General features: G+C 62.5%; 32 protein-coding genes and 1 pseudogene. 14 read left to right on the top strand and 19 right to left on the bottom strand.

Annotation, left to right across the window (positions count from 1 at the left end; all coding sequences use genetic code 11):
- Positions 1-7: 7 nt before the first annotated feature.
- Complete coding sequence (gene waaF / locus X730_RS141005) at positions 8-1,030, bottom strand: lipopolysaccharide heptosyltransferase II (protein WP_023727870.1); 1,023 nt, start codon at positions 1,028-1,030, stop codon at positions 8-10.
- Entirely contained in the window at positions 1,027-1,968 is a 942-nt protein-coding gene (locus X730_RS141010; protein WP_023808296.1) for a glycosyltransferase, read from the bottom strand. The genes waaF and X730_RS141010 overlap by 4 nt, the downstream gene beginning before the upstream one ends.
- Before the next feature lie 484 nt (positions 1,969-2,452).
- Between X730_RS141010 and X730_RS1000000165465 the strand changes: the two genes are divergently transcribed.
- The gene (locus X730_RS1000000165465) at positions 2,453-3,112 is read left to right on the top strand and encodes a glycosyltransferase family 25 protein (protein WP_023827220.1); all 660 of its coding nucleotides are present in this window, start codon (positions 2,453-2,455) and stop codon (positions 3,110-3,112) included.
- A 19-nt stretch (positions 3,113-3,131) separates the two neighbouring features.
- On the opposite strand, the gene msrA is transcribed toward X730_RS1000000165465, so the two are convergent.
- The 8 genes from msrA to X730_RS141045 all read right to left on the bottom strand — a co-directional run bounded on the left by msrA (position 3,132) and on the right by X730_RS141045 (position 8,159).
- A complete protein-coding gene (gene msrA, locus X730_RS141015) occupies positions 3,132-3,650 on the bottom strand; it encodes a peptide-methionine (S)-S-oxide reductase MsrA (protein ID WP_023827219.1) in 519 nt (172 codons plus the stop codon).
- Positions 3,651-3,718: 68 nt separating this feature from the next.
- Complete coding sequence (locus X730_RS141020) at positions 3,719-4,042, bottom strand: hypothetical protein (RefSeq protein ID WP_023689880.1); 324 nt, start codon at positions 4,040-4,042, stop codon at positions 3,719-3,721.
- A 3-nt stretch (positions 4,043-4,045) separates the two neighbouring features.
- A complete protein-coding gene (locus X730_RS141025; RefSeq protein WP_023671459.1) occupies positions 4,046-4,237 on the bottom strand; it encodes a hypothetical protein in 192 nt (63 codons plus the stop codon).
- Positions 4,222-4,461 carry a hypothetical protein gene (locus X730_RS141030; protein ID WP_023684348.1) on the bottom strand — a complete coding sequence of 80 codons (240 nt, stop codon included), beginning with the start codon at positions 4,459-4,461 and terminating at the stop codon, positions 4,222-4,224. The genes X730_RS141025 and X730_RS141030 overlap by 16 nt, the downstream gene beginning before the upstream one ends.
- A gap of 96 nt (positions 4,462-4,557) precedes the next feature.
- On the bottom strand, positions 4,558-4,761 hold the full coding sequence (locus tag X730_RS141035; protein ID WP_023689878.1) for a hypothetical protein: 204 nt from the start codon (positions 4,759-4,761) through the stop codon (positions 4,558-4,560).
- Entirely contained in the window at positions 4,758-5,450 is a 693-nt protein-coding gene (locus X730_RS141040) for a glycosyl hydrolase 108 family protein (protein WP_023727868.1), read from the bottom strand. The genes X730_RS141035 and X730_RS141040 overlap by 4 nt, the downstream gene beginning before the upstream one ends.
- A gap of 373 nt (positions 5,451-5,823) precedes the next feature.
- On the bottom strand, positions 5,824-7,518 hold the full coding sequence (locus X730_RS1000000168765) for a terminase family protein (protein ID WP_245261411.1): 1,695 nt from the start codon (positions 7,516-7,518) through the stop codon (positions 5,824-5,826).
- Between the two features lie 329 nt (positions 7,519-7,847).
- Complete coding sequence (locus X730_RS141045; RefSeq protein WP_155922511.1) at positions 7,848-8,159, bottom strand: hypothetical protein; 312 nt, start codon at positions 8,157-8,159, stop codon at positions 7,848-7,850.
- 114 nt (positions 8,160-8,273) lie between these two features.
- Here X730_RS141045 and X730_RS141050 point away from each other — a divergent pair, with 114 nt between their 5' ends.
- Positions 8,274-9,419: a HEAT repeat domain-containing protein gene (locus X730_RS141050; protein ID WP_155922510.1), complete on the top strand. Its 1,146-nt coding sequence runs from the start codon at positions 8,274-8,276 to the stop codon at positions 9,417-9,419.
- Between the two features lie 333 nt (positions 9,420-9,752).
- Here the strand turns inward: X730_RS141050 and X730_RS141055 are convergent, their stop codons facing one another.
- From X730_RS141055 to X730_RS141060, 3 genes are read right to left on the bottom strand one after another with little or no spacing between them, the layout of a single operon-like run.
- Positions 9,753-10,490 (bottom strand): terminase family protein, encoded by a 738-nt coding sequence (locus X730_RS141055; RefSeq protein ID WP_245260097.1) that lies wholly within the window; start codon positions 10,488-10,490, stop codon positions 9,753-9,755.
- Complete coding sequence (locus X730_RS1000000166625; RefSeq protein WP_023671450.1) at positions 10,390-10,776, bottom strand: hypothetical protein; 387 nt, start codon at positions 10,774-10,776, stop codon at positions 10,390-10,392. The genes X730_RS141055 and X730_RS1000000166625 overlap by 101 nt, the downstream gene beginning before the upstream one ends.
- Positions 10,769-11,179: a hypothetical protein gene (locus tag X730_RS141060; RefSeq protein WP_023671449.1), complete on the bottom strand. Its 411-nt coding sequence runs from the start codon at positions 11,177-11,179 to the stop codon at positions 10,769-10,771. Before X730_RS141060 ends, X730_RS1000000166625 begins: the two co-directional genes overlap by 8 nt.
- Positions 11,180-11,675: 496 nt before the next feature.
- On the opposite strand from X730_RS141060, the gene X730_RS141065 reads away from it, so the two are divergent.
- The 5 genes from X730_RS141065 to X730_RS141085 all read left to right on the top strand — a co-directional run bounded on the left by X730_RS141065 (position 11,676) and on the right by X730_RS141085 (position 14,204).
- Positions 11,676-12,491, top strand: a complete 816-nt coding sequence (locus tag X730_RS141065; RefSeq protein ID WP_023693742.1) for a class I SAM-dependent methyltransferase — start codon at positions 11,676-11,678, stop codon at positions 12,489-12,491.
- A gap of 248 nt (positions 12,492-12,739) precedes the next feature.
- On the top strand, positions 12,740-13,183 hold the full coding sequence (locus X730_RS141070) for a MucR family transcriptional regulator (RefSeq protein ID WP_023671447.1): 444 nt from the start codon (positions 12,740-12,742) through the stop codon (positions 13,181-13,183).
- A 72-nt stretch (positions 13,184-13,255) separates the two neighbouring features.
- The gene (locus tag X730_RS141075; RefSeq protein ID WP_023685951.1) at positions 13,256-13,420 is read left to right on the top strand and encodes a hypothetical protein; all 165 of its coding nucleotides are present in this window, start codon (positions 13,256-13,258) and stop codon (positions 13,418-13,420) included.
- A gap of 114 nt (positions 13,421-13,534) precedes the next feature.
- A complete protein-coding gene (locus X730_RS141080) occupies positions 13,535-13,804 on the top strand; it encodes a hypothetical protein (protein ID WP_023671445.1) in 270 nt (89 codons plus the stop codon).
- Positions 13,805-13,898: 94 nt separating this feature from the next.
- Positions 13,899-14,204, top strand: coding sequence for a hypothetical protein (locus X730_RS141085; RefSeq protein ID WP_023671444.1), 306 nt, complete (start codon positions 13,899-13,901; stop codon positions 14,202-14,204).
- Positions 14,205-14,226: 22 nt separating this feature from the next.
- Here X730_RS141085 and X730_RS141090 read toward each other — a convergent pair whose 3' ends face one another.
- Both X730_RS141090 and X730_RS141095 read right to left on the bottom strand, forming a co-directional pair.
- Positions 14,227-14,640, bottom strand: a complete 414-nt coding sequence (locus X730_RS141090; RefSeq protein WP_023700688.1) for a DoxX family protein — start codon at positions 14,638-14,640, stop codon at positions 14,227-14,229.
- A gap of 145 nt (positions 14,641-14,785) precedes the next feature.
- Positions 14,786-15,289 (bottom strand): Lrp/AsnC family transcriptional regulator, encoded by a 504-nt coding sequence (locus tag X730_RS141095; RefSeq protein ID WP_023671442.1) that lies wholly within the window; start codon positions 15,287-15,289, stop codon positions 14,786-14,788.
- Positions 15,290-15,373: 84 nt separating this feature from the next.
- On the opposite strand from X730_RS141095, the gene X730_RS141100 reads away from it, so the two are divergent.
- The 4 genes from X730_RS141100 to X730_RS141110 all read left to right on the top strand — a co-directional run bounded on the left by X730_RS141100 (position 15,374) and on the right by X730_RS141110 (position 17,366).
- On the top strand, positions 15,374-15,931 hold the full coding sequence (locus X730_RS141100) for an alpha/beta hydrolase (RefSeq protein ID WP_023697757.1): 558 nt from the start codon (positions 15,374-15,376) through the stop codon (positions 15,929-15,931).
- A gap of 83 nt (positions 15,932-16,014) precedes the next feature.
- Entirely contained in the window at positions 16,015-16,380 is a 366-nt protein-coding gene (locus X730_RS141105) for a VOC family protein (protein ID WP_023697758.1), read from the top strand.
- A 402-nt stretch (positions 16,381-16,782) separates the two neighbouring features.
- Entirely contained in the window at positions 16,783-16,959 is a 177-nt protein-coding gene (locus tag X730_RS1000000167720) for a hypothetical protein (RefSeq protein ID WP_023671438.1), read from the top strand.
- Positions 16,960-17,072: 113 nt separating this feature from the next.
- On the top strand, positions 17,073-17,366 hold the full coding sequence (locus X730_RS141110) for a DUF982 domain-containing protein (protein WP_023685943.1): 294 nt from the start codon (positions 17,073-17,075) through the stop codon (positions 17,364-17,366).
- Positions 17,367-17,415: 49 nt separating this feature from the next.
- Here the strand turns inward: X730_RS141110 and X730_RS141115 are convergent, their stop codons facing one another.
- On the bottom strand, positions 17,416-18,135 hold the full coding sequence (locus X730_RS141115; protein WP_023671436.1) for a Crp/Fnr family transcriptional regulator: 720 nt from the start codon (positions 18,133-18,135) through the stop codon (positions 17,416-17,418).
- Positions 18,136-18,418: 283 nt separating this feature from the next.
- Between X730_RS141115 and X730_RS141120 the strand changes: the two genes are divergently transcribed.
- Entirely contained in the window at positions 18,419-18,649 is a 231-nt protein-coding gene (locus X730_RS141120) for a hypothetical protein (RefSeq protein ID WP_023671435.1), read from the top strand.
- A gap of 106 nt (positions 18,650-18,755) precedes the next feature.
- A pseudogene (locus X730_RS141125) lies at positions 18,756-19,160 on the top strand (hypothetical protein); the annotation flags it as partial.
- A 134-nt stretch (positions 19,161-19,294) separates the two neighbouring features.
- On the opposite strand, the gene X730_RS141130 reads toward X730_RS141125, so the two are convergent.
- The 3 genes from X730_RS141130 to X730_RS141140 form a co-directional block, all read right to left on the bottom strand.
- The gene (locus X730_RS141130) at positions 19,295-21,409 is read right to left on the bottom strand and encodes an EAL domain-containing protein (protein ID WP_023827217.1); all 2,115 of its coding nucleotides are present in this window, start codon (positions 21,407-21,409) and stop codon (positions 19,295-19,297) included.
- Between the two features lie 145 nt (positions 21,410-21,554).
- Positions 21,555-22,112, bottom strand: coding sequence for an RNA polymerase sigma factor (locus X730_RS141135; RefSeq protein ID WP_023804962.1), 558 nt, complete (start codon positions 22,110-22,112; stop codon positions 21,555-21,557).
- Between the two features lie 157 nt (positions 22,113-22,269).
- Positions 22,270-22,659, bottom strand: coding sequence for a DUF427 domain-containing protein (locus X730_RS141140; protein WP_023697761.1), 390 nt, complete (start codon positions 22,657-22,659; stop codon positions 22,270-22,272).
- An 819-nt stretch (positions 22,660-23,478) separates the two neighbouring features.
- Here X730_RS141140 and X730_RS141145 point away from each other — a divergent pair.
- On the top strand, positions 23,479-23,970 hold the full coding sequence (locus X730_RS141145; RefSeq protein ID WP_023734722.1) for a spore coat U domain-containing protein: 492 nt from the start codon (positions 23,479-23,481) through the stop codon (positions 23,968-23,970).
- The last annotated feature ends 4 nt before the right edge of the window (positions 23,971-23,974 follow it).

Below are 23,974 nucleotides of genomic sequence, written 5' to 3'. Positions count from 1 at the left end.
CCATTGGTCAGTTGGCGATACCGGCTGAGATGTCAGCCAGAGCCTCCCTCACCCGAGTTTCGCTGACGCCGCGCGTGTCCTTGACCCAGCTGGGCGTCGAAAGCGGCGGTTCGATAAAGCGAACATGGTTGTTTACGGGCCCATGCACATAGGGGCGATTCAGCCCGTAGATGAGCGCGCATGGGACGTTCAGGGCAGCGGCGGCGTGGGAAATCCCGCCATCAACCCCGAGGAACATGGTTGACGCAGCGATCTGGCACATCGCGTCAGCAATCGACGGGGTCGAGGTGAAGTCGATTGCCTCAGGAATGGCGGCGCGGATTTTTGCGGCACCGGCGTGCTCGCGCGGTCCGCCCACAATCCAGATTGCCCAGCCGCGATCATGATGGTCTCTGGCGATTGAAATGAAGCGCTCGACGGGCCATGAGCGGAAATTCTCAATGTCGGCAGTATAGAGCGCCAGTGCCGGTCGGTCGGCATCGATCTTCTTGTGCTGGCGCCATTCGTCCAGTTCGGCCGGATCGACCACAAGCCGGGGCGCCGGCCACTCTGCGCCCGCAGCCGGCTTTTCGCCAAGCGAGGCAATCGAGCAGACCTCCTCGAACAGCCGCGTCTTGCGGGGTCCGAAGGCCCATAGATGGGCCAACCAGCCGGCGGGGAAGCGATTGAGGAGGCCGAATTGCAACTCCTGCGGATAGCCGATGCGCTCCTCTATTCCGGCCATGAACGCCATCAGCGCCGCCTTGGTGCTGCTGGTCATCAGATAGGCCGTACGGTAATTTTCCTTGCGCAACTCGCCAACCAGGCGGCTGCGCTCGCCAAAACCGGGGCGCTGATGACGCTTGGCAAGCGCCCAGCCCTTCCTGACATGCGGCATCAGGCGCGCCAGCGGCGCTGCAACGGGCGAGGTGACGACATCTATGGGGCGATCAGGAAATCGCGCGGCAATGATCTGGATGGCGGAATGGCAACGGACGAAGTCGCCGACCGCGGGGAAGCCGACGAAGAGGATTGGATCGCCGGTCGTCAAGGAAGCGCTTCGCCGTCAAGGATGCGGGCATAGAGATCCAGATAGCCGCGCGCCGCTTTTTGGATGGGAAATCTCGTCGCGGCCGATTCGCGGCATTGCTGAGGCGTAAGGTCGGCGACGGCCTCGAAAGCGGCCGCAAATTCTTCATCGGTCTCAAAGAAGCGCCCGCTGTCGGCATCGACCGTCTCGGGCAATGCGCCTCGCGTCGTCGTCAGCACCGGAGTGCCGCACAACATGGCTTCGACCGGTGCGTTGCCGAACGGCTCCTCCCAGGCGATGGGGTTGAGGAAGGCTCGCGCTTCGCCGAGAAGGCGAAGCTTCGGCTCGCCGTCAACGATTCCGTGGAAACGGTATCGCCTGCCAAGGCTCTTGAAAAACAACCCTTCGCGGCGGGTCTGACTTCGGCCCAGCAGTTTCCAACGCGAGCCACCGGCGATATCGAGACCGAAATCGAATTTTTTGGCGAGATCGACGGCGCGGTTGAGGCCTTTGCTTGATCGTGCAATGCCGGCGAGAAATAGCAGGCGGTCGCCCTTTGCAGCCGACAAACGATAGGCGTCCACCGGAAAGCCATTGTAGACGAATGTCTCGCGCCCATGCTGGCGGGCATGATTGGCGCTGATAAAGCTCCAGTTCGCAACTGGCATGGGCTGGTCCGGCATAAAGCCGCGCTGCGTATTCAGCGTTGGAAATGGCACCTCGACGGGCCAACTATGGGTGTGGACGATTTGCGTGTCGCGCGGAATGGCTGCCCGGCATTCGGCATCGGTCGAAGCGTGCCGGACTTCGAAGAGCGGGTGGCTGGAGCCAGGGCCAGCGATCACCACGACTTCGTGTCCGAGACGAACCATCTCCGTGGCCAGCCATTCGACCTGACGCTGAATCCCACCGTAACCTCGGCAGGGTATTACGCCCTTCAAAACGAGCGTCACCCGCATTGACCTTGCCTCACAATGCTCTCAAAGACGGCCCAGTTGCGTCACGGGCTGGGCATTGTCAAGGTCGCGCCAGAAACGCAAAAAGCCGCGGCGGCCTCGATCGGGTTACGGAATCGTTAATCAGCGCTTGCTACTATACCGGATGACCAAGAATCTCGGCAATGCACCCAGGACCATCTCCAGGCAACAGCCAAAGACCTCCGCTCTTGGTGGGCTGACGCCCGCCCTGTTTCCCCTTGTGGTCGTCGCGCTCGGATACATGATCGGTCGGCAATTCTTCGGCTTCTAGGGCGACTCGTCTAGGCGCGCACGGTAAAGGCTCGCGCCACGCGGGGGACGCCGTCAATGTCCACCCAACCTCCAAAATCAACCGGCGGCACCGTACGCCGCTACCCACTGCCCCGCACGTAAGCAAATTTTGTGCAATCACGGGAACGTGATATTCACTGATCACCGGACAAAGGGGGCGCTGATGAGGTGTCTGGTGATCAATCTTGATCGTTCTCGCGATCGGCTGGCGCATGTCGCGTCCGAGTTCGGCCGGATCGGAGTACCATTTGAGCGTGTCTCCGCCATTGATTGCCCCGATTGCTGCTCTGTCGCCAAAAGCCCGCTAAGCGCTGCTGAGGTTTGCTGTTTCCTGAGCCACCGCTCGTGTTGGGAGATCGTTGCGAACGGCGCGGATCAATATGGCGCGGTTTTCGAGGACGACGTCGTTTTCGGCGCGGGCGCCGGCTCGCTGCTTGCTTCCGATCGATGGGTGCCGCGCGATGCCGATGTGATCAAGCTGGAAACGCATTTTGCCAAAGTGAGGGTCGGACGCAAGGAAGTCATGCCGGCGCTTTGCGCACAGCACCATTTTGTTTCGGGACGAGAGCGCTTTCCAAGCCTCGTGCGACGGCCCGGGAGGCGGCCAAAACCGTTTCTCGATCGAATTGTCGGAGAAGCGGTGCGAACCTTCGCCTATCTTCGAAACCAGAGCCTGACCGGAACAAAGAAGATCGAGGCCGTCGCGTTCTCAGGCTCTGAGGTCGACGGCAAACCCGTCCACGGCGCGTTCATCTATGGGCAGCCCGAGCACGGCCACCTCAACAAGGCGGCCGGCATACCGATCGCGCGGAAGAATAGTTCGACCGCCAGATAAGCAGACGATAGCGGCTGCGTTACGAAACAGCCTTTTCGCGGACCGGAAGCTTCCAGCCCGGCCTGACAAAGTGGCAGGTATAGCCGTTGGGGTATTTCTCGAGATAGTCCTGATGCTCTGGCTCCGCCTCCCAGAAATCGCCCACCGGCGCAAGCTCGGTGACGACCTTGCCCGGCCACAGTCCAGAGGCATCGACATCGGCGATGGTGTCTTCGGCGGCGCGCTTCTGCTCGTCGCTGGTGTAGAAGATCGCCGAGCGATAGCTCATTCCGACATCGTTGCCCTGGCGGTTCCTGGTGGTCGGATCGTGGATCTGGAAAAAGGATTCGAGCAATGTGCGAAAGCTGATCCTGGCCGGATCGAAAACGATCTCGATGGCTTCGGCATGGCTGCCGTGGTTGCGATACGTGGCGTTGGGCACATCGCCACCGCTATAGCCGACGCGGGTAGAGATCACGCCGGGATAGCGCCGGATCAAATCCTGCATGCCCCAGAAACAGCCGCCGGCAAGGACTGCACGTTCGGTGGACGTCGCCATATCATACCTCCATTGGATTGCTCCTTAGGTAGGCATTGTCGCTGGCTTCTTCCAGCATCTCAAGTGCATCACTCGTTGCCGGCCGAGCCGAACCGCCGCACGATGACCTCGAAGACGATGTCGGAAATCCACATGGCCGAGACGCCGATCAAAAAGGCGGCGGCGAGCGTCGTGGTGTCGTCGGCCGGATCGGGGATAGGCATGCCGGTTGCCCTGAACCAGGCGACGGCAGGCAGCGTCAGATACGCAGCCGCCAGCGCCCCGCAGATCGGCGAGGCAATCATCTCGCGCAGCTTGTAGCGATGGCGCGACAGTGCTCGCAGCACGCCGCCGGCTAGCCCGGCGGCGACGACCGGCCCCTTGATGCCGAGCATGTCGAAGAGGTCGTGCATCGGCTAAGGCCTCCATCCGCAGAGCTTTTGTCCCTTGCGGTTGTGCGCCAGGAGCGCTCTCGCCTCGGCGTCCGACAGGACGTCGACGGCTTCGGCCGACAGGCGCAGCGGGCTCGAAATCGCGCAGAAGCCGCCCGAAGCAGTCGTGCACCCGGCAAGCGCCACAAGCAGCGCAAGCATCAGTCCCTTGCCCATGATTTCAGCTCCTTTCGAACAGCGTCCGCCGGCAATGCGCCGACGTCGTTCTGCACCTGCTCAGCGACCGCGCGCGCCGCGGCCTCAGCGGCCGCCAGTTTGCCGCGCTCGGCCCTGGCGCCGGCCAGCCGCTGGTGAGCGCCCCAGCAAAGGGCGGCGATGACCGATGCCAGGAAGCCCAGCAGCGCTTTGTTGCCAAGCAGGACGGCGAGGAGCGCGCTCACAGCAGCCACCCGGCGACAAGCCCGGCGGCAAAGCCGATAGCATAGGGTTTCGCGGCTTCGAGATAGGCGATGAGCAGTTGTTGAAACCCTTCCATGTCAGTGCTCCCAGCCGGATTTGCGGGCCAGCCAGTGCCAGGTCTCGGTGACCGAGGCGATGGCGAGACCGGCGGCGATCTCCAGACCAGCTTGAATGTCGGGGTCGGAAGAAAATGCCGCCGCGTCGTCGGCGCCGAGCAGGCCACGCGCGACCAGAACACCGGCGCCGTAACGCAAGCCGATGCGGATGAAGACGGCGATCATGTCGAACTCCTTGCGAAAATCGATTTCAGGATTTGAAGCAGCGCACGCCAGAACGGCAGGCGTTCGACGGGGCTGACGGGCCCGCCGGTAGACACCGGCGGCATCGCACTGCCGGGCTTCGGCGAGAGCGCTGATGGCTGGGGCGGGGTGCCCGGCAAAGGTGCCGGAGCGGGCTGTAGTGCCGACATCAACAGCGCCTGGGAACGGACCGACCGGATGCGATCGCTCCAACCCTTGCCGAAAACCGGCCAGGTCGGCAGCCGCCGCAGGAATGCCAGGCGGGCATCGCAAAGATCGTCGATGACTGCGCCCGGTGGCCTGGCGCCGACAGCTTTGAGCGTGGCCGGGCCGATCCTGCCGTCCTGTGCGGTGCCAACTGCCGCCTGCAGATATTTAGCCGCCCTGCCCGGCCCACTGTTCACGGCGAAGTCGAAGACGGCATAGTCGACACCGCCGGGAAGCTCGGCGCCCGCAGCGGCATTCCAATAGAAGCGGCGATAGACCGTCGCCACCTGAGCATCCGTGATATGGCGAAGGTCGACCTTCGTCGCATCCGCCTTCACGTAGCGGCGGAAATTGGCCAGCGTCACGCCCTTCATGGTTGCGCCGCCGGGATCGGCCGGATTGTCGGACCAGCCGCCTTCCGATTTGAGGACGAGCGCAAGCGCCCGCGCGAAGTTGCGGTCCATTGGGGTTTTCCTTTCTGCCCGCGAAAGGCAGGTTGTCGATTTGCGAAGCTGCTTGCGGTTAGGCGTCGATCATCGAGACAACGTCGCTGGAGACCTTGGCGGGGCGGTATTTGGTGGCGTCGGCCGGAAAGGAGATCGGAACGGCGAATCGAGCGACGGCACCATTGCCGTCGTCGCCGCTGCGATGGTGATCGAAGATGCACCTCCGTATGCAGTGTTAGGAAGAATTCCGGCAAAGGTGATCAAGAAGCGCTTCGACGACGAAAATAGCCGAGGCTTATTGAGATTCGGTGGTGGATTGGGCAGACGCCATATCTCGGAAAGAGAGAGCGGCCTTTTGATCTTTCTTTTGAAGAATTCACTCGAATTTATGCTAGGCCCATGCCCTAATGACAAGCCGCCAGCTTGCATTGGTAATATTTAGAAATCCACCAGTGTCTTTGCGTGTAATCTGAACGGCACTAGAAGCCTGCGACCCAAATCTAACGACCATATTTGTAGCATCGGGAACGACACTTAGGCCTCGATTGGTGCTTGCTTCGTGCGATCCAATCGAGACAGGTTCTTCGTCTCCAATAGAATAGCCACCCTCAGCAGTGGTGCACTGTAAGAATGCAAGGTAATTTTTCGGCTTCACCCCCAGCCCATGAGCCAACGTCAGCGACCCGCCGGATGTGATCGTCTGTTGCGGGCTTTCATAAAACTTCTGAAGCAACGCCGTGGACGACTGGACATAGCGTGCATCCTGTTCGGCCTGCGACCATTGCAGCTTGATCCATCCTCCCCAGGCACCGCCAGCCTGCCTGCGCCGCCATAGCTTTTGGTCTGCCGCCGTAGTGTCGTTGACGAAATCATGCACCGTCTGCGTCCGGTAGCCAGTGCTTCCGTGCGCTTCCACAAACCCCAGGAACCAATTTACGCCGTCTGGCGCATTAGCCGCCGCCGAGGCCATATACCAGCCGTTGTCCAGGGCGTTGTTCCAATCGGTGATCGTCTGCGCGACGACACCAAGGTTGGGTCGGCTATCAAGTTTCAGATCAAACCCAGCCTTGACGAACCCCGTTGTAGCCAATTGCGTGGTATTCGTTCCAGGCGCTGCGGTCGGCCCCGTTGGCGTCCCGGTAAATGTCGGGCTGGCCTTCGGCGCCAGGCTGGACACCGCGATCCCACTATCCTTCCCCACCTTGCCCGTGGTGCCCGCGAAAGTGACAATATTGTCGGTTGCCGAAGACGCAGGCCCCAAAAAATCTCCTACTCCCGTCCCGTCGGCGCCTCTGTCGCCGGCACGGTCGAACATCAGCCAGATGCCGTTGGCCACCGTCGGCAAAGTGCCGGCGCCGCTGACATAGGCGAGCGTCAGTTTGCGGTAGCGCGTCGCGGCCATCAAATCGTCGCGCAGTTTCACCACCTTGCCGTCCTTTCGGTGAAAAAGCCTGAATTCCTCGAACCAGGGCAGCAGCGTCGAAAACACCTTGAAGCGGCCGGATTGCATGCGGTCGAGCATTTCCATCAGCCCCGCCTCGACCGAGACCGAGCCGTCGGCGAAGCGGGCGTGGCCCGACAGCATGTTCAGCCCGTGCGCGGCGTATTGTCTGGCAAGCGCGGTGCCCGCGCCTTCCAGCGTCTCGCGGCGGCCGTCGCGCGGCCAGGCCCAGGGCAGCCACTCGCCCCACGGCTTCAGGGCCAGTACCTGCATGGCCGGCGTCCGCTGCGAGGCCCGCGCCGCCTTGGAGATATAGACGACATCGGCCTCCGTATCCCAGGCCAGCTCGACCGCGGCCGACGGATGGTCCCAGCCGAAATCGAGGGCGCCGATCCGCGGCCAGTAGCGCGGCAGCCGGAACGGCTCGCAGGCAATCAGCTCCTCGGCAATCGGAAAGATGCGGCCGGAGCCCAGCACCGGAATGCCCTTGGCCCTCGCTTCGCGCTCATGTTCGGGATAGGCGGCGATGATCGCGGCACGCTCGTCCGGCGAATAGTGTTCGACGTCGTCTATGGTCATGAAGGTGACGTGACGGGTCATGCAAGCATGCTCCAATAGAGTGTGGCCATTGATACCAGCGCTCATCAATGCGAAGCTGACCCAAGACTTGGGGGAACACATGATTCGGATTGCAATCGTTGTCGGCATTGCCGCCAGTGCATCGGCATGCACCAGCCAGGCGAATGTTCCTTACGATACTAGTAAAAAAATCTGCAGAACCCGTACCGATCCAGGAACAGGGTTCAAACGCGAGGTCTGCGTCCCCGACACTCCCAATCAATCCTGTATGCTCTATATATATCAGTATACCGGTCGAGAGAAAATATTGTGCGGCCCATTAACGCGCAAATCGTCAACCGCCGAAGGTCGTGCCAGGCAACTTGCCGGCACCCAAATACCCCTGATTCGACTTATCAACTGGGTTTGATGCGGATCACCTTTGGCGCCTGCGCATCCATGAACATGTAGCACCTGCCAAGCAGCGCCTTTTTGCCGAGCTCATCGAACACATTCTGCCCCAGCGGCGTGATCAGCACCTCGCCCGTAGCCAGCCCATCCTGGTGGCGGGCCTCGATCTCTTGCCAATGCGCATTCGCAACGTCGGAAAGCACGACATTGAAGGCTGGATGATTGTAGCTGACCAGCACGTTGCCATCATCCATGTCAGACGGCTTCATGTCCGGGTGATAGTTGTAAATCATGGCAAGCGTCTGGATGGCGGCCATGGCTGCCGCCTCATCGGACAGGCCGGCTTCCGTCAGCACGCAGGTGCCGTTTCAAGGATGGCAAAGTCACGGCCTCTGTCGAAGTAATAGCCGAACCGTTCCTCGATGCGATCGATGGGTTGTGAAAACGAGGGTCGCCATTTGGGCACCTGGGGCTTTGATACCTCAGCACCACCCGCCGGCGACACGACAAGCGAAGACAAACCGCCTGTCAATACCTGCCGCCTGTTCATGGACTTGGTTCCTCGACAACCTGGCCACCAGTCTAGTCGCGGTTCGCAATTCCGCAACGCGCCGAAACGGGAAAGCTTCGCTCTCATCTTTTCCTTTATCGCTTTATGCGGTAGGTCTTGCCGTGCATCGGCGACATCGATGCGTCTGGGCTGGTGCATTCTGCGCGGCCTGTACTCTACGCGGGTGGGACAGCCACTCTTTGCCATGACAGATCTATTCGAGGCGATGCGCCTGTCCGCCGAGGACAGCGAGGTTGCTCATCTTTTTTTCAGCGAAGGCGGTAAGATCCTGCTGCCACTCGGCAAATCGACAAATGCCATGACAGGTCAGGAGATGCTGGAGCGGCTGCTGTCGTCCCCGCATGATGACGATGGCGCGCTTGCCAACGACCTTCTCGGCGAGCTCGGCAAGACGGTGCCGTTGGAAAGCCTTCGTCTCCTGCTGACATCTGCCAATGCTGAGACGCGAGCGGCGGGTGCGTTTATTGCCACCTTTCAAAACCAGAACATAAGTTCGATGGTGGGTGAGCTGGCCGCGCTGCTTGGGGACAGCAACCCGCGCACGCGCTTCGATGCCGTGGAGTCTATCTTGCGATGCAGTACGCGGAACGATGGTCAGCATCTCGCGCAGGCGTTGTTTGCCCTTGATGATTATCACGATGGTGTACGCATGGGAGCCGTCAAATTTGTGCGCTTTGCAAAAGACTGGCAGTTAAAGCTTGCGCGTCAGCACGCCGCGTTGCTCAGGCCGCAAACGCCGTTTTCGGCGATCGCCGATATCTCCGGGCAATGGCGAGGTGATGCATCAGGCATGATCCGTGCTATGCTCGACCATTCAGAGCCGGTAGTGCGCCGTTACGGCTTGGGGCTGGCCAGCCGGGCGAGGTTGGTCGTTGTTGACGCGTTCGTCGAATGGGCGCAGGCGTCCGCCGATCCTGAAATCAGCAAACTGGCAACCGATTGCATCGAGCACAACCAGATATCGCACCACGCCGTATGGCAATCATCGTTGCCGGCAATCGCCTGAGGCACCGCTGATCTCGGGGTCAAGATAGCGACGTGACAGGGCGTAGAGCCTGCCGAACTGATTCAAAGTAATGTCGTATGATGTTGTCCGCGCACGATATTTGCGCCGGGCGTGGCGGTTCTTACCTTCTCCCTTTGTGGGGTGAGAAGCGGTCCGCGTGGCGGACGAAAAGCCAATTGCTTGGCTTTTCGAGCTTCGAACGCCCTGAGCCTGCGAAGGGCCGGGTGGTGGCCGATCCAACCTGCCGGGTCCCCGCTGCTCCGCAGCGTCCCGGCGTTCGCCGGCCTTTCGTCGTGCCACTGGCACGACGAATTCGCTTCGCGAACCAGCTGCTCACCCCACAAGGGGGGAAGGGAGAACCTCCTGCGCCGTCAAGAACCGCAGCACCACGTCGCTCATGCCAAGCAGCGGCGTAAACGTCACCATGGTGATGCCGCCCGTCGCGTTGGTGCGGGTCAGGCCTTCGGAATAGATATCGAGCGGCGGCTCCTCGTCGAACCAGACGCCGTGCAGGGTTTCGCCCTGCCACTTTTCGCGGCCCTTCTCATAGCTCTTGAACGACAGCACCGATTCATCGGCCTGCACGTCGCCGCCGCCGCCCCAGCGCACCACGATGCTGTCGAGCGCGCCCGGCGCGCCGCGGCCCATCGTGGTCTGGCGGATGGCATCGGCGGGGATCATGCCGGTGCCCCATGCCGCCTGCTGCTGCGGCGGGCCGACCAGCACGCGCTGCGGGTTGTCTCGCGTGCCCTCGCCGGTCACGCCGGCAGCCCATAGCCTGACGGCGGCGTCGAAGGTCTTGCCCTGCCACCACGCGGGATAGCGGCCGGTGAGATGCATGGCCCATTCGGCGCCGCCGGCCCTGGTCTTGCCCAACTGGTTGCCGGCCATGAACAGACGTTCCCGGTTCTGCGCGCCGGCGGCGTGAAACTGCGCCTGCCTGGGATAAGGCCGGTAGGCGGCAAGCTGGTTAGTCCTGCGCCTGCGGTCCAGCTCCTGCAGCAGCGCCAGATAGTGGCGGCGCGTCTTCAGGCTGGTCGCCAAACGGCCCGAGGACGGCTTCGAGGCCACGGATGCGGCGGCGGATCTCGTCATCGCTCAGGGCTTCCAGATTGTCAGATGAAACATGCAAATCCTTGGCCAGATCCTTGGGTAGCACCGATTGCACGATCTTCAGATACTGGTCGGGCTTGTCGGCCCGGACCGCGGCAATGACGCCGGCGCCATGGGCGCTGAAATCGGCGCGAACCGCGTCGAGGAAATCATCGCCAAGCGTCTTCTTCGTCCGCTTCGGCTTGGCAGCGGCGGCAGTCGCCTTGCGGCCAGGGCGCGCACGCGGCGCCGTCCGGTCAGCCATGATCCGAGATCCCGGCGGGCTCGGCGGTAGGTGCCTGTTTCGCTGGCCGCTTGATCTTGCCGGACTTGATCTTGCCGGACTTGCGCCGTGCCGATTTTGGCCCTGACCGTGTTGGGGCGGCCTTGCGGGCTGCATCAGCGGCCGGCGCGTGGCGCTTTCCGGCAGACGCGGCTTTCAGGCTTGCCCTGGCGATCGCCCTTGCGTCGTGCGCGCCGCGCGGAAAGCCGAAGCCGCCGATGGCATCGACAGGACCACCGCGAACCATGCCGATCAGCACGCCCGGCACGACCGGCTCGATACGGCCGATGCGCGCCTGCGGGGCAGCGCCCTCGAACACGCCAATGGCGCTGACGACCTCGCGGCCGTCATCGTCGGTGATGATGGTGGCATAGCGGTTGGACAAGGGAGGCCTCGCGGATAAGGCAGAATGAACCGAGGATAGCGTTCCTTCACGCCCCCCTCTGTCCTGCCGGACATCTCCCCCTCAAGGGGGGAGATTGGCAGCTCCAGGGTCGCGACCAATTTGCAGCGCTGACGATTGGCGAAAGCAAGGCGGCAGTCCGATCTCCCCCCCGTGTGGGGGTTGAGGAGTGGTCCGCGCAGCGGACGGAAAGCCAATTGCTTGGCTTTCCGAACGACGAACGTCCGGCAGGCCAGAGGGGGGCTGTCCCGCCGACATCCGATATCCGCACGTTGTGGGCATCAGGAAAACAAAACCCGCCTCGTGGGCGGGTCGGTGGCGCAAATCAGCACCATGGACAAATCATAGCAAAGCTGCCCTCACCCGTCAATGCAGATAAGAAATAATTCCTACTCCGGTCAAAGCCTCGTCCTTGGCGGCGGCGCGCATTGCGCGAAGGGCCGCATCGATGGGATGCTGGGTCTCGTCGGAGAGCGAAATGAGCGATGTGACCAGTCACTATGGCAGCGGCGGCATTGTCGAGCGCATCCTGTCGGCTGTGCCGGACGCAAAGGCCGGCAGCCTCGCAGCCAAACAACTCTATCCGTTCGATCAGCTTCATGGCCGCGAGCTGATCGCCACGCAGGACCATGCTGCGCGTCTTGCGCCCTCCGCCGGCGATCGGGTTCTGGACATCGGCAGCGGCATTGGCGGCCCGGCCCGGTTCCTTGCCGAGACCTATGGGTGCAGCGTCGACGGCGTCGACCTGACGCAGGCGTTCGTCGAGGCATCCCGCCGATTGACCGAGCTCTGCGGCCTCGGCGACAAAGTGCGTTTCCATGAGGCCGATGCGACAAGGCTGCCTTTTGCGGACGACACATTCGACGCGGCGATCTGCTTCTATGTCGGCATGAATATCGCCGACAAGGCGGCGGTCATCGGGCAAGCGTGGCGCGTACTGAAGCCGAAGGCCAGGCTTGTCTGGACCGAGGCGGTGCTGGCGGACGGCGAGCCTCACTATCCCTTGCCTTGGGCGGTGTCGGCTGTGGCCAGCCATCTCGTCGACCGCGAAACCCTGAAGGCTCTGTTTGCTTCAGCCGGATTCCAGGTCGACGACGTCATCGACGAAACCGGCGATCACGTCGAGCTGGCGTTGAAACGGGCAAATTCCAGCATGGTTCCGTCGCCCGCCCAGCAGCAGGCCAATGAGATCGTGCTCGGCGCCGAGTTCGTGCATCGGCGAAAAAACTACATAAGCAGCCTGAGCGAGGGAAAACTCGCGTCACTGGCCATCATCGCTTCCAAGCCGGCCTGAAACAAAAAACCCGCCTCGGCGGCGGGTTGGTGGCGCAAATCAGCAACATCGACAAATCATAGCATAGCTGCCCTCACCGGTCAAGATATGTCAGGAAAGAATTCCTACATCGACATCGATCGGAGACTCGGCGATGCTAGCGCTACCACATCCGGCGTCAAGTCATATGCATATGTTCTAAAGTGCCATGCCGTCGGCGGATGTTGTCTGATAATTTGTCCTTTGGCATCAAGGGGGCAAAAGAAGCCATGTCTGAGGACAAAATCCGAAATATAAATCTGACCGCCGACATCGTCGCGGCATTCGTGCGCAACAATTCAGTGCCTCCGGATAGCCTGCCGGCGTTGATCGAGAGCGTCAATGCAGCGCTCGCGGCCGTGGACAATCCCGTTGCTCCGCCGCAACCTGCGCCTGAGCCCGCGGTCAACCGCAAGCGCTCGGTAACGCCGAATTTCATTTACTGCCTCGAGGATGGCAAGAAGTTCAGGTCGCTGCGGCGTCATCTCGGCTCCGCCCATGGCATGACGCCGGAAGCCTATCGCGCCAAATGGGACCTGCCCGGCGACTATCCGATGACGGCGCCCAGCTACGCCGCCAAGCGCTCGGAGCTGGCAAAGGAGTTCGGGCTCGGCATCAGGACACCCGAGGCCCCGGCCGCCAAGGCGCCGGCCAAGAGCAAGACCAAGGCGTAAAGGCACGCCCCCTCCGTGCCGTACGCCTGCTGGAGGACGATCGTGGTGGCCGGAGAGCCCAATGACGTTCGCGTGGAACGTGTGGACCGCCGCCAATGGGCGGTGCTGGTTGCCGAGAATGGCACGGTGACCCAGCATCTGTTCATGGCCCAGGAAGCGGCCGAGGAGTTTGCCGACGGCGAGCGGACAAGGCTCGGCCTTCCCGCCAGGCCGCCGGCGGCGGATCCGCTGGCCTGAACAGTCCTTCAACGGGCTGCAGGATACAAGACGCAGCCTTCGACAGGCCGTCTAGCGACTGGTCATTAGCTGGCTCTTATGGAATCATTCCACTCCAACTCGGGGGAGAGCGGGATGGACAAACCAGCCATGGCATCCGTGTTCAGGATGCGGCAAGCGCCAGCCACTGTTTCGGGCGTTCGCAGCGTCGGCCAAGGCCAGGCCGATCCGGTCATCGGCAGAAGGCCGCTCGGCGAGGCGATCCGCTTCGTCATCGACGCCCATCCCCATTACGACATCAGCTGCGTTTCGATCGCCTATGGCGACGGCTCGGCCCCGCGCCTCGGCAGCCGGGAGGTCAAGGCGCTGTGGGCCGAATATGGCCGCCGCTGGATGGAAGAGTAGCGCAGGCCATCGGCCGACGCCTATCGCTTGCATCCCCGTCCGGATCGTAACAGCGGCTCATGCGTTGAGCGTGAGCCAAATGGGAGCAACAGCCATGAACGTCGCCAATCTGCAACTCGAAGGCCTGCTGATGGCCGTCGCCTCGATCAATCAGGTGCTGGTGCGCAAGGGCCTGCTCACGGTGGAGGATATCGACATTGCGCTGCGCAAGGCCGAGGCCATCGAAACCGGCGAGGAGCGGTCCGACGGCATGTCGGAGTCCAACCGCGACGCCGTCAACTTTCCGATCCGACTGCTGGAACTGGCCAATCAATGCCAGCCGGAGGCGGACATGCCGTCCTTCTCGAAACTGGCCCGCATGGTCGGTCAGATGAAGGAACCCTACAACGACCAGATGTGAGGCGGTCTGCCGACGCGGGGCCTCACCCTCGGCCAATCTTCGAGGCCAGCACGCTGCCCGGTCCATGCACGGCGGCGAACAGCAGGCCGGCGGCGAACGGGAAATGGGACATGAAGGCGCCGAACTCGGCCTGGTTGCCGGTCCAGTGCGACGGACCGTGGAAGGCAAAGCCGAGGAAGACCACGTAGACGGCGGCGACCAGGGCGGCCGGCGTGAAGAACGCTCCGGTCAGCAAGGCGATCACCAGCAGCGTTTCGAGGATCGCGGCGCACCAGGCCAGAAACAGCGGGAACGGGAAGCCGGCGGCGGCGATGTAGCCGGCGGTCATGTTCATATCCATGAACTTGAAGGCTGCTCCCATCGCGAACATGGCGGCCAAGGTCAGGCGGGCGATGAGAATGGCCGCGGTCTGCCACGGCGATTGAACGGCTTCCATGATGTGCTCCAAAGGTTTGCAACGGGTTTCGCCCCAAGGACGGGCGCCACGCCGCCGATCCTACACCAGCCCGCGAAATTCTTTCGCGGCAAAGCCGGACCTCGCAAAAGGAGGCGCTTGCAATCCTCTTGCCGCGCGTGGCCGCTCAGAGCTTCGCCATCAGCTCCCGCCCCAACCGTTTCGGCGGCTCGGCGCGCAGCACCACATTGGTCGTCACCGCGCCGTAGCGGCCGATGGCATCGACGATGCTTTCGAGGTCGGGCGGCGACGGCACGACCACCTTGACCAGAAAACAATCCTCGCCGGTCACCCGCAGCACCTCGACCACTTCCGGCATGGCCGCGAATTTCTTCAGGCAGGTCTGGATGTGCTCATGCGTGGTGCGCAGGCGGATCATGGCCATGGTGCCGAGACCGAGGGCGGTGGGATCGATCGCGGCCCGGTAGCCGGCGATGATGCCGCGCTCCTCCAGCCGCTTCACCCGCTCCGACGTCGCGGGCTGGGACAGGCCGACGCGGCGGCCGAGTTCGGAAATGCCGATGCGGCCATCCTCCTGCATGATCTCGATGATTGCCATGTCGGTGGGGTCGAGCCGTGGCCGGTAATCGCCGTTTGCCATGAACACCTTCAATCCATCGGAATTCTTCATCGCTTTCCGATGATCTCTCATTCCGCGAACAAGGAGAAGCCCTAGGATTGGGACATCATCTGCGGCGAAGAAACAGGATTTTCCATGACCGACTTCATCATTCTGCCGGGCAGCGGCGGATCGGGCGAGGCCCACTGGCAGACACGCTGGCAACAGGCCGACCCGGCGATGCGCCGCTTCAGCCCGGCAAGCTGGGAGCTGCCGGATTTCGACGACTGGGTGGCGGCGCTGGACGTCGCGGTGTCACAGGCACAGACCCCGCCGGTGCTCGTCGCCCACAGTCTCAGCTGCCTGCTGGTCGCGCATTGGCAGGCGGTGTCGAGCCGTCGGATCGGCGGGGCGTTTCTGGTTGCGGTTCCCGACCCGGCCTCGCCGGTCTATCCCGCTTACGGAATTCCCTTCGCCGATACGCCGCGCGGGCCGCTTCGCTTCCCCTCGCTGATCGTGGCCAGCACCGACGATCCCTATGATCCGAACGGCTATGCCGGTGAGAAAGCCACACAATGGGGCAGCGAACTGCACATCGCCGGGCCGCTTGGTCACATCAACAGCAATAGCGGGCTGGGCGACTGGCCGGCGGGAATGGAGCTGCTGACGGCCTTCGTGAGAGACAGACAGGCCGACCACGCAATCGCACCGTAGGCGCCCGAAGCGTGCGCGCGGGCTTGCCCCGACTTGTCCCGCCAGCTATCTCTCGGGAGGGGCGTTTGTGAGGGAGCCTGCGAATGGTGTCCGTCCGATATCTGGTCCGCGATGTCGATCTGTCCATCGCGTTTTATACGAGCTATCTGGGCTTCGCGCTGAAGCAGCAATTCGGTCCGGCGATGGCCATCCTGACGCGCGGCGACCTCTCGCTCTGGCTCGCCGGTCCCTTGGCGTCGGCAGCCAGGCCGATGCCGGACGGCCGGACACCCGAGCCGGGCGGATGGAACCGCTTCGTGCTCGAGGTCGAGCAATTGCCGTCAATCGTGACTAAGATGGTCGAGGCCGGCGTGCGGTTCCGCAACCAGATCGTCGAAGGTCCGGGCGGGCGACAGATTCTTTGTGAAGACCCGTCCGGCAACGTGATCGAGCTGTTCGAGCCCAGCTAGACTTCGGCCGTCGCCTCGGATTCGGCGCCGGGCTTTGCCTGGCCTTCCCACTGCCGCTCCGCCTCTGCTTTACGCTTCGGACAATCCTCGTAGTCATGCTCTCGCGAACCGCAATAGGAGCAGCATTTTGCCGGCGTGTCGGTTCGAAGCATTGTGGCCATGCACAAGAATGCACGAAAATTCATCCGGTTGCAGCAGCGTCCGCGACGTCGCTGCTGGGATGCGTGACCGCCAGCCTGGCACCGCCCTCAATAGCCGCCGCCGAGGATCGGCAGAATCTCGGCGGCAGACATTGCGCGCGGCGCGTATTCGTCCGGCCTATATCAAAGTTAAATGCGGATGCTGGGCGTGAGGTGGTAGGTGATCGCGATGGGGGGACTCTCAACGCGCTCGAGGTGTCCCATGGACGTTCGAAATCTGATTGCCAAATTGTCAGCCGCGGTATTGCACCGCCGCGCCGCGTCTTCGCCGATACTGTTCAGGCCGATCCGCAACTCGCTCGCCGACATCCCGTTGAAGCCGGCGCCGCGGCCGCCTTATCGTCCGCATCGGCCGATCTGGCCGGCAAGCAACATGTAGCTCGCCGGGCTGCAACCAGTTTGTGATTTCCTCGTTTATGGCGATCCCGTTTTCAAGGAGGCAAGTGATGAGATCGATCCGGGCGAGGCGCGAATGGTTTGGATGGTGAGCGCATGAGCCGTTTTCTGCCCCTGACGATCAGATTCGTGGACGGCAGCGCGATGACGGTGTCGTCGATCGCCGACGCCAGGAGGGCGCTAGGCGGAACATGGAAGAACAAGCAGACGGCGGCCTACAAGGCGGCCGACAGGCTGGTGGATGACGCGTTGAACGGCATTTGCCGCCCGGACATCGCCTTTGCCGCTTTCCAGAATGCCGCCGCCCAACAGGGCTTGCTGAAGCCGGCGAAGCCAAGTGCCGCCCTTGCCATGCTCGACGAATTGGCGTCGCTGGATGGGCATCGTTGAAAGACCGGCTGACGGATTGCCTGCGATGTCATGGCGAACGCCGGATAGCCTATCTCGGCTCGCGGTTCATGCTGAGATAAGTCGGGTCGAACTCGGCGATTTCCACCAGCTGCTGCCAGTCCAGAATGGTCACCATGTAATTTGCCCAGCCGATCACACCGATCTTGCGCAGCGCGCCGATGACCCGGTTCATGTGGACGACCGAAAGCCCAAGCACATCGGCCAGTTCCGCCTGCGACAGGGGAAGCCGGAAACTCATGCCGTTGGTCTGCTTGACGACCTGGAGCCGCACGAACAGCTCGCACACAAGATGCGCCAGATGCGAAGTCTTGGACCGCCGGCCCATGGCCACGATCCATTCCCGATGGATGGCGCCATCGACGAGCGTGTCCAGCCAAAGCAAGCGGCTGAGATGAGGCGCCTGTTCGGTGATCGTCCTTAGCCGACTGTGGTCGGCGGCGATCACCCGGCATGGCGACAAAGCTATAATGCCATGGTCCATTGTCTTGAGCAGGAAGGCGTGCAAATCGACAAAATCGCCTGGCACCTGCAACGAGGTGAACTGGCGGCCGCCATCCTCCAGCACCTTGTAGCGCGCCGCCAGACCCTCGATGATGAGCGTGCTGTAGCCTGGCCTCGATCCCTCTGAAACGATGTCCTGACCGGTGGCAAAATCCATCTCGATGGTCATGGCGGCGGCCAGCAGCCCCTTTTCCTGCTCGGACAAAGCGTCATGCTGGCCAAGGTTGAGATAAAGCGGTTCTAGCATCGAGGATCCAGTTCGAGATTTCGTGGACATTCGTGGCCTAGCCAAACGCCGGAGATCGGGTGCGGTTGCAATCGGCCGGCACGGCGACGGCTCCTGGCAGGAAATCTGCTCAGGGCACAGTCGCATGGAACCATGGGTGCGGGTTGGGATTTAATCCATGTCGCTCAAAAATGGCCCCGATTTTGAGACAACGACATGCATAAAAACACAGACCTGAAGCGCGTCGCCTGCGTCCTTCAACCGCGATGCGCCTTAGCGTTCTCACGCAGGGATCCTTGCACACATGGAACGGTTCTACTTCGACTTGTACAACGCCGAGACCCAGATTGATGAAGAGGGGCAGCTTTTTCCCAGCCGGGAGCGTGCGGGAGCCGAAGCGCTGCGCATATTGCACGATGTGGCGCGCGACGAGATACCGGAGGGCGACCACCGGCGGATCACCGTCAAGATGCTGAACGAGAACAGGGAGCAGATATTCGAAGCGTCGCTGACCATGGCGTCGCTGTGGAGTTGAACTCGTCGACCCTGTCGAGGACTGTATGGAACCTCTTGCCCTCCCCTCTGTTTCCTAAGGAGGGGCCAGCGGCAGAAGCTGCACGGCTGATTGACTGGAGGCATCTATGTCCTTGCAAAAGCTTCATCCCGAGCAGGTCGACGACACACGCAGGCTTGCCTATTCGACCTTTGCCCCGGCGCTGATCGGTTCGCTCACCAAGCGTCTGGCGCGGTGTCAGGGCGTCAAGGAACTGGGCGCCCTGGAAAAGTCGCTCATCCGCCTGATCGAAGACTCTGATGTCGATGGGCCGCAAGCCGAGGCGATGAAAGAGTTCGCCATCGAGCTGGTGGTGTCGACGATATCGGAAGCCCGCGCTCACCCCGACACCAAGAGCGATGTCGAAGCCGTTGGCGAGCGCCGCGCCGAAGGCCGCTCCGAGAACCCGCAGACGCTCGAGGAGCAGTTGCAATCAGGCCTCGAAGACAGTTTTCCGGCCAGCGATCCGCCCGCCGTCCTCTCGACCGCCATTTCCGGCGGCTCGAAGGACCTTGTCGGCACCGACGAGGTGTTGCGCCGCAAGAAGGAGGCGGCGCAGCGAAAGCAGGAAAAGGCCGACGCCGGTTAGCCGGACAAGTCGCGCGAGCCCGAGGCGATGAGAAGCCGTCAGCCGAAGCGCTTTTCCGGCGACTGTCCGCTGGCCGGTGACTGTTCGCCGGCCCGCGCGACGATCGCCTCGAGCGGCTCCGGCCGGTGAAGCAGAAAACCCTGGCCATAGGCCACGCCCATGCCGCGCAGAATGTCGAGCGCTTCCTGCTGTTCGATCTTTTCGGCCACCACCGCGCAGCCGAGACTTTTGGCGATGCCCGCTATGGCCGAGACGATCTCGCGGTCGAAACGGCTTTCCGCGATATTCTCGATGAACGAGCCGTCGATCTTGATCTGATCGACCGGAAAGCGCCGCAAATATTCGAACGAGCTCATGCCGGCGCCGAAATCGTCGAGGCTGACGCGGCATTGCCGCTCGCGCGCCTTGCGCACGAACTGCTCGGCGGCGTCGAAATTGGTGACGGCCGCGGTCTCGGTGATCTCGAAACCGATGCCGGAATGCGGCGCCCCGGTCTCGGCGATGACGGCGTCGACGAAATCCCACAGCAGCGGATCGCTCAGCGTCTGCGCCGACAGATTGAAGCCGAGCATGATGGCGCCTGACCGCATCGCCGCGCCATGCTGCGAAAGCGCTGTCCTGATGATCCAGCGGTCCAGCCGCGAGGCAATGCCGAAGCGCTCGGCGACCGGAATGAATTCGTTGGGCGGGATCAGCTTGCCATTGCGCCCGGCAAGCCGCGCCAGCACCTCGACATGGCGGCTCTCCTGCCAGGGCTGGCCGAGCAGATGGATTTCCTGGCCGAACAGTTTCAGCCGCCCGTCATCCATGGCGTCGACCGTGTCGGCGGCGACACGCGCCGCGTTGAGGCCGCCGGAGCCCGACGCCGCATCGGCCGAAAACACCGCGAAGCGATTGCGCCCGGCCGCCTTGGCCGCATAGCAGGCGTCGTCGGCGCAGGCCAACGCATCGGCAACCGTGGTGGTGGTGTCCTCGACGAAGGCGATGCCGATGCTGGCCGCGAGCTTTCGCGAGGTCGCCGGCAGTCCGAGGTCGGCGTCACGGACCGCCGCAAGGATGGCGCCGGCCAGCGCCTCGGCCTTGGCCGATTGGCAATTGGGCACCAGCAGCGCGAACTCGTCGCCGCCGAGGCGCGCGGCACGTGCCGATGCCGGCAGGCAGCCCAGAATACCGGCGGCCACGCCCTTCAGCGCCAGGTCGCCGGCGGCGTGGCCGGCAAAGTCGTTGAGCGCCTTGAAGTAGTCGAGATCGACGTAAAACACCGCCAGCGGCAAAGCCCGCTCGGTGGCGATATGCACGGCCAGCAGCCGGTCGAAGGCGGCACGGTTCAACAGGCCGGTCAGCGCATCGTGGTGAGCGGCGTAGGCGAGTTCCCGCTCGCGTTTCTTGTCCTCGGTGATGTCGCGCACGGTGCCGAGAATCTGGCCCGCCGTCTCGGGCGCCGCGATGAAGCGCACCAGCGATTCGACATGGCGGATTTCGCCGTCGCGCCTGACGATGCGGTATTGCGCGGCGACGACGCCGTCGGTCGAAAGTGGCGCCAGATGGGCGCGCTCTGCGGCATCCTTGTCGTCGGGATGCAGATAGGAATGCCAAAGGTCGGCAGCCACCTCGTCGGTGTCGGCGACCAGGCCGAATATCTCCCTGGTGCGGGCGTCCCAATAGCTCTTGTTGGCGTCGATGTCGTGATGCCAGATGCCGGTGCCGCTGGCCGCCAGCGCCAGGCGAAAGCGCACATTGACCCGCTCGAGTTCGGCTTCCGCCTCTTTCTGCCGGCTGATGTCGGTCTGCACGCCCATCAGCCTGACCGGCTTGCCCGTCTCGTCACGCTCGACAATGCCGCCGCGGTCCAGCACCCAGATCCAGTGGCCGTCCTTGTGCTTGAGGCGCAGCTCGGTCTCGATCGAGGCGGTCAGGCCGGAAATGTGCCGCTCGCCGCTGGCCAGCGCCCGCTGGCGGTCGTCGGGATGCGTCAGCTTCAGCCAGAGGTCGTCGCTGTTGGCAAGCTCGCCATCCTCATAACCCAGCATGTGCGACCAGGTCGGCGAATAGAAGCAGTCGCCGCTCAAAATATTCCAGTCCCATACGCCGAGATGAGCGCGTTCGAGCGCAAGCGCCCAGAACTCACCGTTGCGTATTTTCTCTTCAGCCATGCCCTGGTTTCGCTCACTCCGTCGCCGCCACTATGCACGCAAGCAGAGAAGAAACCGTTACCGGGTGCGCCGCGCCCACAGTGCGGACAAGGCCTGCAATCGTGCCGGACCATGCCGTAAGGCATCATCATGCGATTGGGGCTCGTCATGCCATTGGCGCCCTGATTGGAACCGCCCTGCCCGGGCCTGGCTCGACGATCCTTATCGCGCGGCGGCGCGCATTGTCCTCGAGCAGGCCGCGCAGTTCCTCACGGCCGCGCGCGATGCGCGACATCAGCGTGCCGGCCGGCACGCCGAGCATCTCGGCGGCCTCGGCATAGGAGAAGCCCTCGATGGCGACCAAGGTCAGCGCGGCACGGCGGTCCGGGCTGATCGCCTGCAGCGCGTCGATGATCTCGCGCGCGGCGACGTTCTCCAGCTGGTCGGCGGGAGAGGCCTGCACCTCGCCGGCCTCCAGCGGCAGCATCGAGGCCTCGCCTCGCCGGTTCACCTTGCGCATCTGGTCGATGAACAGATGATGCATGATCGTGAACAGCCATTTTCGCGGGCTCTCTCCCGTCTGCCAGTTGTCCAGCCGCAGCAGCGCCCGCTCCAGGCAGTCCTGGACGAGATCGTCGGCGGAATCGCGGTCGCGCAGCAGCGAGCGCGCATAGCGGCGCAGGCGCGGGATTTCGTCGAGAATTGCTCTCTGCTTTTCGTCCATGACCTTTTGTCTTCGTTTCGGCATGCCGTTGCCGCAAAACCGCTGCGCCCCCGGGTGAGGACAGCTATGGCTGATCTGAAAAAATTCCTCTGTTCATGCCTGTCGTCGGCTCCAAAAACGCTGGGCACTTTTGGGCGACAGGCATGACGCGCTCAGCTCAGCGCGGCGTGGCGTCGATGGCGACCCGGTCGGGATAGAAGGCGCCGTGGGCGCGAATCTCGGCCATCTCGTCGAAGGGCTGCTCATAGGCCCACATCGCGTCGTTACCGGTTTCGCCCGCCGGCAGCACGTTCCAGTAGCTGGAGTCGCCCTTGTAGGGGCACAGCGTCGACCGCTCCGTCTTCCTGAGCTTGCGGAAGTCGATGTCCTCGAACGGGATGTAGAAGGAGAAGGGATGGGGCGGCTCGGTCACCATTTTGGCTTTTGCCGAGGAAGCGATGATGGTGCCGTTTGCAAACACGACGACACGCCCGTTGAAGGGCTCGACGGTGATCACCTTGCCCGGATTGCGCCTGAAGCCGGGTGACGGGTTCGCATGCTGATCCATGACTGCTCTCCTTGTCCGCTGGTGGCTCGATGCCGGTCGACGGCGTCAGCTCTCACTGGCCACTGATGGGCCGGCGACAGCGGTCACACGCGACAGCTTCTGGCGCTTTTCGAGCTGTGGCTTTTCATAGGTCTTCTTCATCGTTCTTCCTTTTCTGACGTCTGGCAGCCGGTCCGCGCGGCTGCCGGCCGTGGATCATGGCTCCAAGCGACAACAGGCGCATCTCCCGTCCGGCCGATGCGCCGCCGAAGGAAATCCGGGCCAGCGTGGCAAGAACGATTCGCATGTGTTTCGCCGCGATCCGACGGCGGTGGATTTATCTCAGCCGGGACGGCCATGCTTGGGCCGGGCGGAACACGGTTTTGGCGAATGCGGCCCTGTCAGCACGACCGCAAGGCTTGGACAGGCGCGAACAGCTACCGGCGCGGCTATGGCGATGGCTGCTTGGCGCCGGTGCACGCCGCGAAATATCGATAATAAAGGACGACAGGTGAGACTCTACAAAATCAAGATGATTTGCCAGATATTTTCGCCTTTTCGGCACGAGAAGCAAAATAAATTTTCGACAGACGAACTTTCACTTCGGAAAAATGTCCATTTCATCTCTGTTAACCAAATATTAACCAAAATTATCCGATACATACCGAAGTTATTCGCTGTCGTAATCCGAATCTAAGTTGTAATAATCATTGCACAGTTCGCTTCTGACATTACTGTATCGTTGATGTCTTGCGAAGCATGCAACGGAGGAGCTGTAGGAGTGAAATCCGGGTCAAGACTGTGTTGCGAGGAACGGTCTGCCCGACGGAGGAAACACGCATGAGATTGCTGAAATATGCGCTGCTGACGGGAGCGTCGCTGCTTCCCATCCTGCCCGCGATCGCCGCGACCGCGACGGGCAGCATGAATGTCCGCATCACGATTACCGACGAATGCAAGGTGCAGACGGCGAGCGATCTCGATTTCGGCTCGCACGGTGTCATTGATGCGAATGTCGACCAGACCAGCACCATCAACGTGCAATGCACGACCGGCAAGTCCTACAATGTTGGTCTGAGCGCCGGAGCGGGCGCGGGCGCAACGGTTGCTGTTCGCAAGATGACCGGGCCGGCGTCGGCGACGATCGACTACACCATCTACAGGGAAAGCACCCGGACGCAGCTTTGGGGCACCACGATCCCCACCGACACGGTCGGCGGAACCGGCAACGGCGCCATTCAGCCGCTGACCGTCTACGGGCGTGTTCCACCGCAGACGACACCGGCGGCGGGCCTCTACACCGACACCGTTGCGATCACCATAACGTACTGACAAT

This window comes from Mesorhizobium sp. L103C131B0, from assembly GCF_000502275.1.
Taxonomy (GTDB): Bacteria; Pseudomonadota; Alphaproteobacteria; order Rhizobiales; family Rhizobiaceae; genus Mesorhizobium.
Note: the sequence above shows the minus strand (reverse complement) of the source record. Positions and strands in the feature narration are given on the sequence as shown.

Bases quoted from the DNA above. Each gene is read 5' to 3' on its own strand.
- X730_RS141010 (WP_023808296.1), bottom strand. From the start codon at position 1,968: ATGCGGGTGACGCTCGTTTTGAAGGGCGTAATACCCTGCCGAGGTTAC.
- msrA (WP_023827219.1), bottom strand. From the start codon at position 3,650: ATGGCGACGTCCACCGAACGTGCAGTCCTTGCCGGCGGCTGTTTCTGG.
- X730_RS141020 (WP_023689880.1), bottom strand. From the start codon at position 4,042: ATGCACGACCTCTTCGACATGCTCGGCATCAAGGGGCCGGTCGTCGCC.
- X730_RS141025 (WP_023671459.1), bottom strand. From the start codon at position 4,237: ATGGGCAAGGGACTGATGCTTGCGCTGCTTGTGGCGCTTGCCGGGTGC.
- X730_RS141035 (WP_023689878.1), bottom strand. From the start codon at position 4,761: ATGATCGCCGTCTTCATCCGCATCGGCTTGCGTTACGGCGCCGGTGTT.
- X730_RS141040 (WP_023727868.1), bottom strand. From the start codon at position 5,450: ATGGACCGCAACTTCGCGCGGGCGCTTGCGCTCGTCCTCAAATCGGAA.
- X730_RS1000000168765 (WP_245261411.1), bottom strand. From the start codon at position 7,518: ATGAGCGCTGGTATCAATGGCCACACTCTATTGGAGCATGCTTGCATG.
- X730_RS141045 (WP_155922511.1), bottom strand. From the start codon at position 8,159: ATGGCCGCCATCCAGACGCTTGCCATGATTTACAACTATCACCCGGAC.
- X730_RS141050 (WP_155922510.1), top strand. From the start codon at position 8,274: ATGGGTTGTGAAAACGAGGGTCGCCATTTGGGCACCTGGGGCTTTGAT.
- X730_RS1000000166625 (WP_023671450.1), bottom strand. From the start codon at position 10,776: ATGGCTGACCGGACGGCGCCGCGTGCGCGCCCTGGCCGCAAGGCGACT.
- X730_RS141065 (WP_023693742.1), top strand. From the start codon at position 11,676: ATGAGCGATGTGACCAGTCACTATGGCAGCGGCGGCATTGTCGAGCGC.
- X730_RS141070 (WP_023671447.1), top strand. From the start codon at position 12,740: ATGTCTGAGGACAAAATCCGAAATATAAATCTGACCGCCGACATCGTC.
- X730_RS141080 (WP_023671445.1), top strand. From the start codon at position 13,535: ATGGACAAACCAGCCATGGCATCCGTGTTCAGGATGCGGCAAGCGCCA.
- X730_RS141085 (WP_023671444.1), top strand. From the start codon at position 13,899: ATGAACGTCGCCAATCTGCAACTCGAAGGCCTGCTGATGGCCGTCGCC.
- X730_RS141090 (WP_023700688.1), bottom strand. From the start codon at position 14,640: ATGGAAGCCGTTCAATCGCCGTGGCAGACCGCGGCCATTCTCATCGCC.
- X730_RS141095 (WP_023671442.1), bottom strand. From the start codon at position 15,289: ATGAAGAATTCCGATGGATTGAAGGTGTTCATGGCAAACGGCGATTAC.
- X730_RS141100 (WP_023697757.1), top strand. From the start codon at position 15,374: ATGACCGACTTCATCATTCTGCCGGGCAGCGGCGGATCGGGCGAGGCC.
- X730_RS141105 (WP_023697758.1), top strand. From the start codon at position 16,015: ATGGTGTCCGTCCGATATCTGGTCCGCGATGTCGATCTGTCCATCGCG.
- X730_RS1000000167720 (WP_023671438.1), top strand. From the start codon at position 16,783: ATGGACGTTCGAAATCTGATTGCCAAATTGTCAGCCGCGGTATTGCAC.
- X730_RS141110 (WP_023685943.1), top strand. From the start codon at position 17,073: ATGAGCCGTTTTCTGCCCCTGACGATCAGATTCGTGGACGGCAGCGCG.
- X730_RS141115 (WP_023671436.1), bottom strand. From the start codon at position 18,135: ATGCTAGAACCGCTTTATCTCAACCTTGGCCAGCATGACGCTTTGTCC.
- X730_RS141120 (WP_023671435.1), top strand. From the start codon at position 18,419: ATGGAACGGTTCTACTTCGACTTGTACAACGCCGAGACCCAGATTGAT.
- X730_RS141130 (WP_023827217.1), bottom strand. From the start codon at position 21,409: ATGGCTGAAGAGAAAATACGCAACGGTGAGTTCTGGGCGCTTGCGCTC.
- X730_RS141135 (WP_023804962.1), bottom strand. From the start codon at position 22,112: ATGGACGAAAAGCAGAGAGCAATTCTCGACGAAATCCCGCGCCTGCGC.
- X730_RS141140 (WP_023697761.1), bottom strand. From the start codon at position 22,659: ATGGATCAGCATGCGAACCCGTCACCCGGCTTCAGGCGCAATCCGGGC.
- X730_RS141145 (WP_023734722.1), top strand. From the start codon at position 23,479: ATGAGATTGCTGAAATATGCGCTGCTGACGGGAGCGTCGCTGCTTCCC.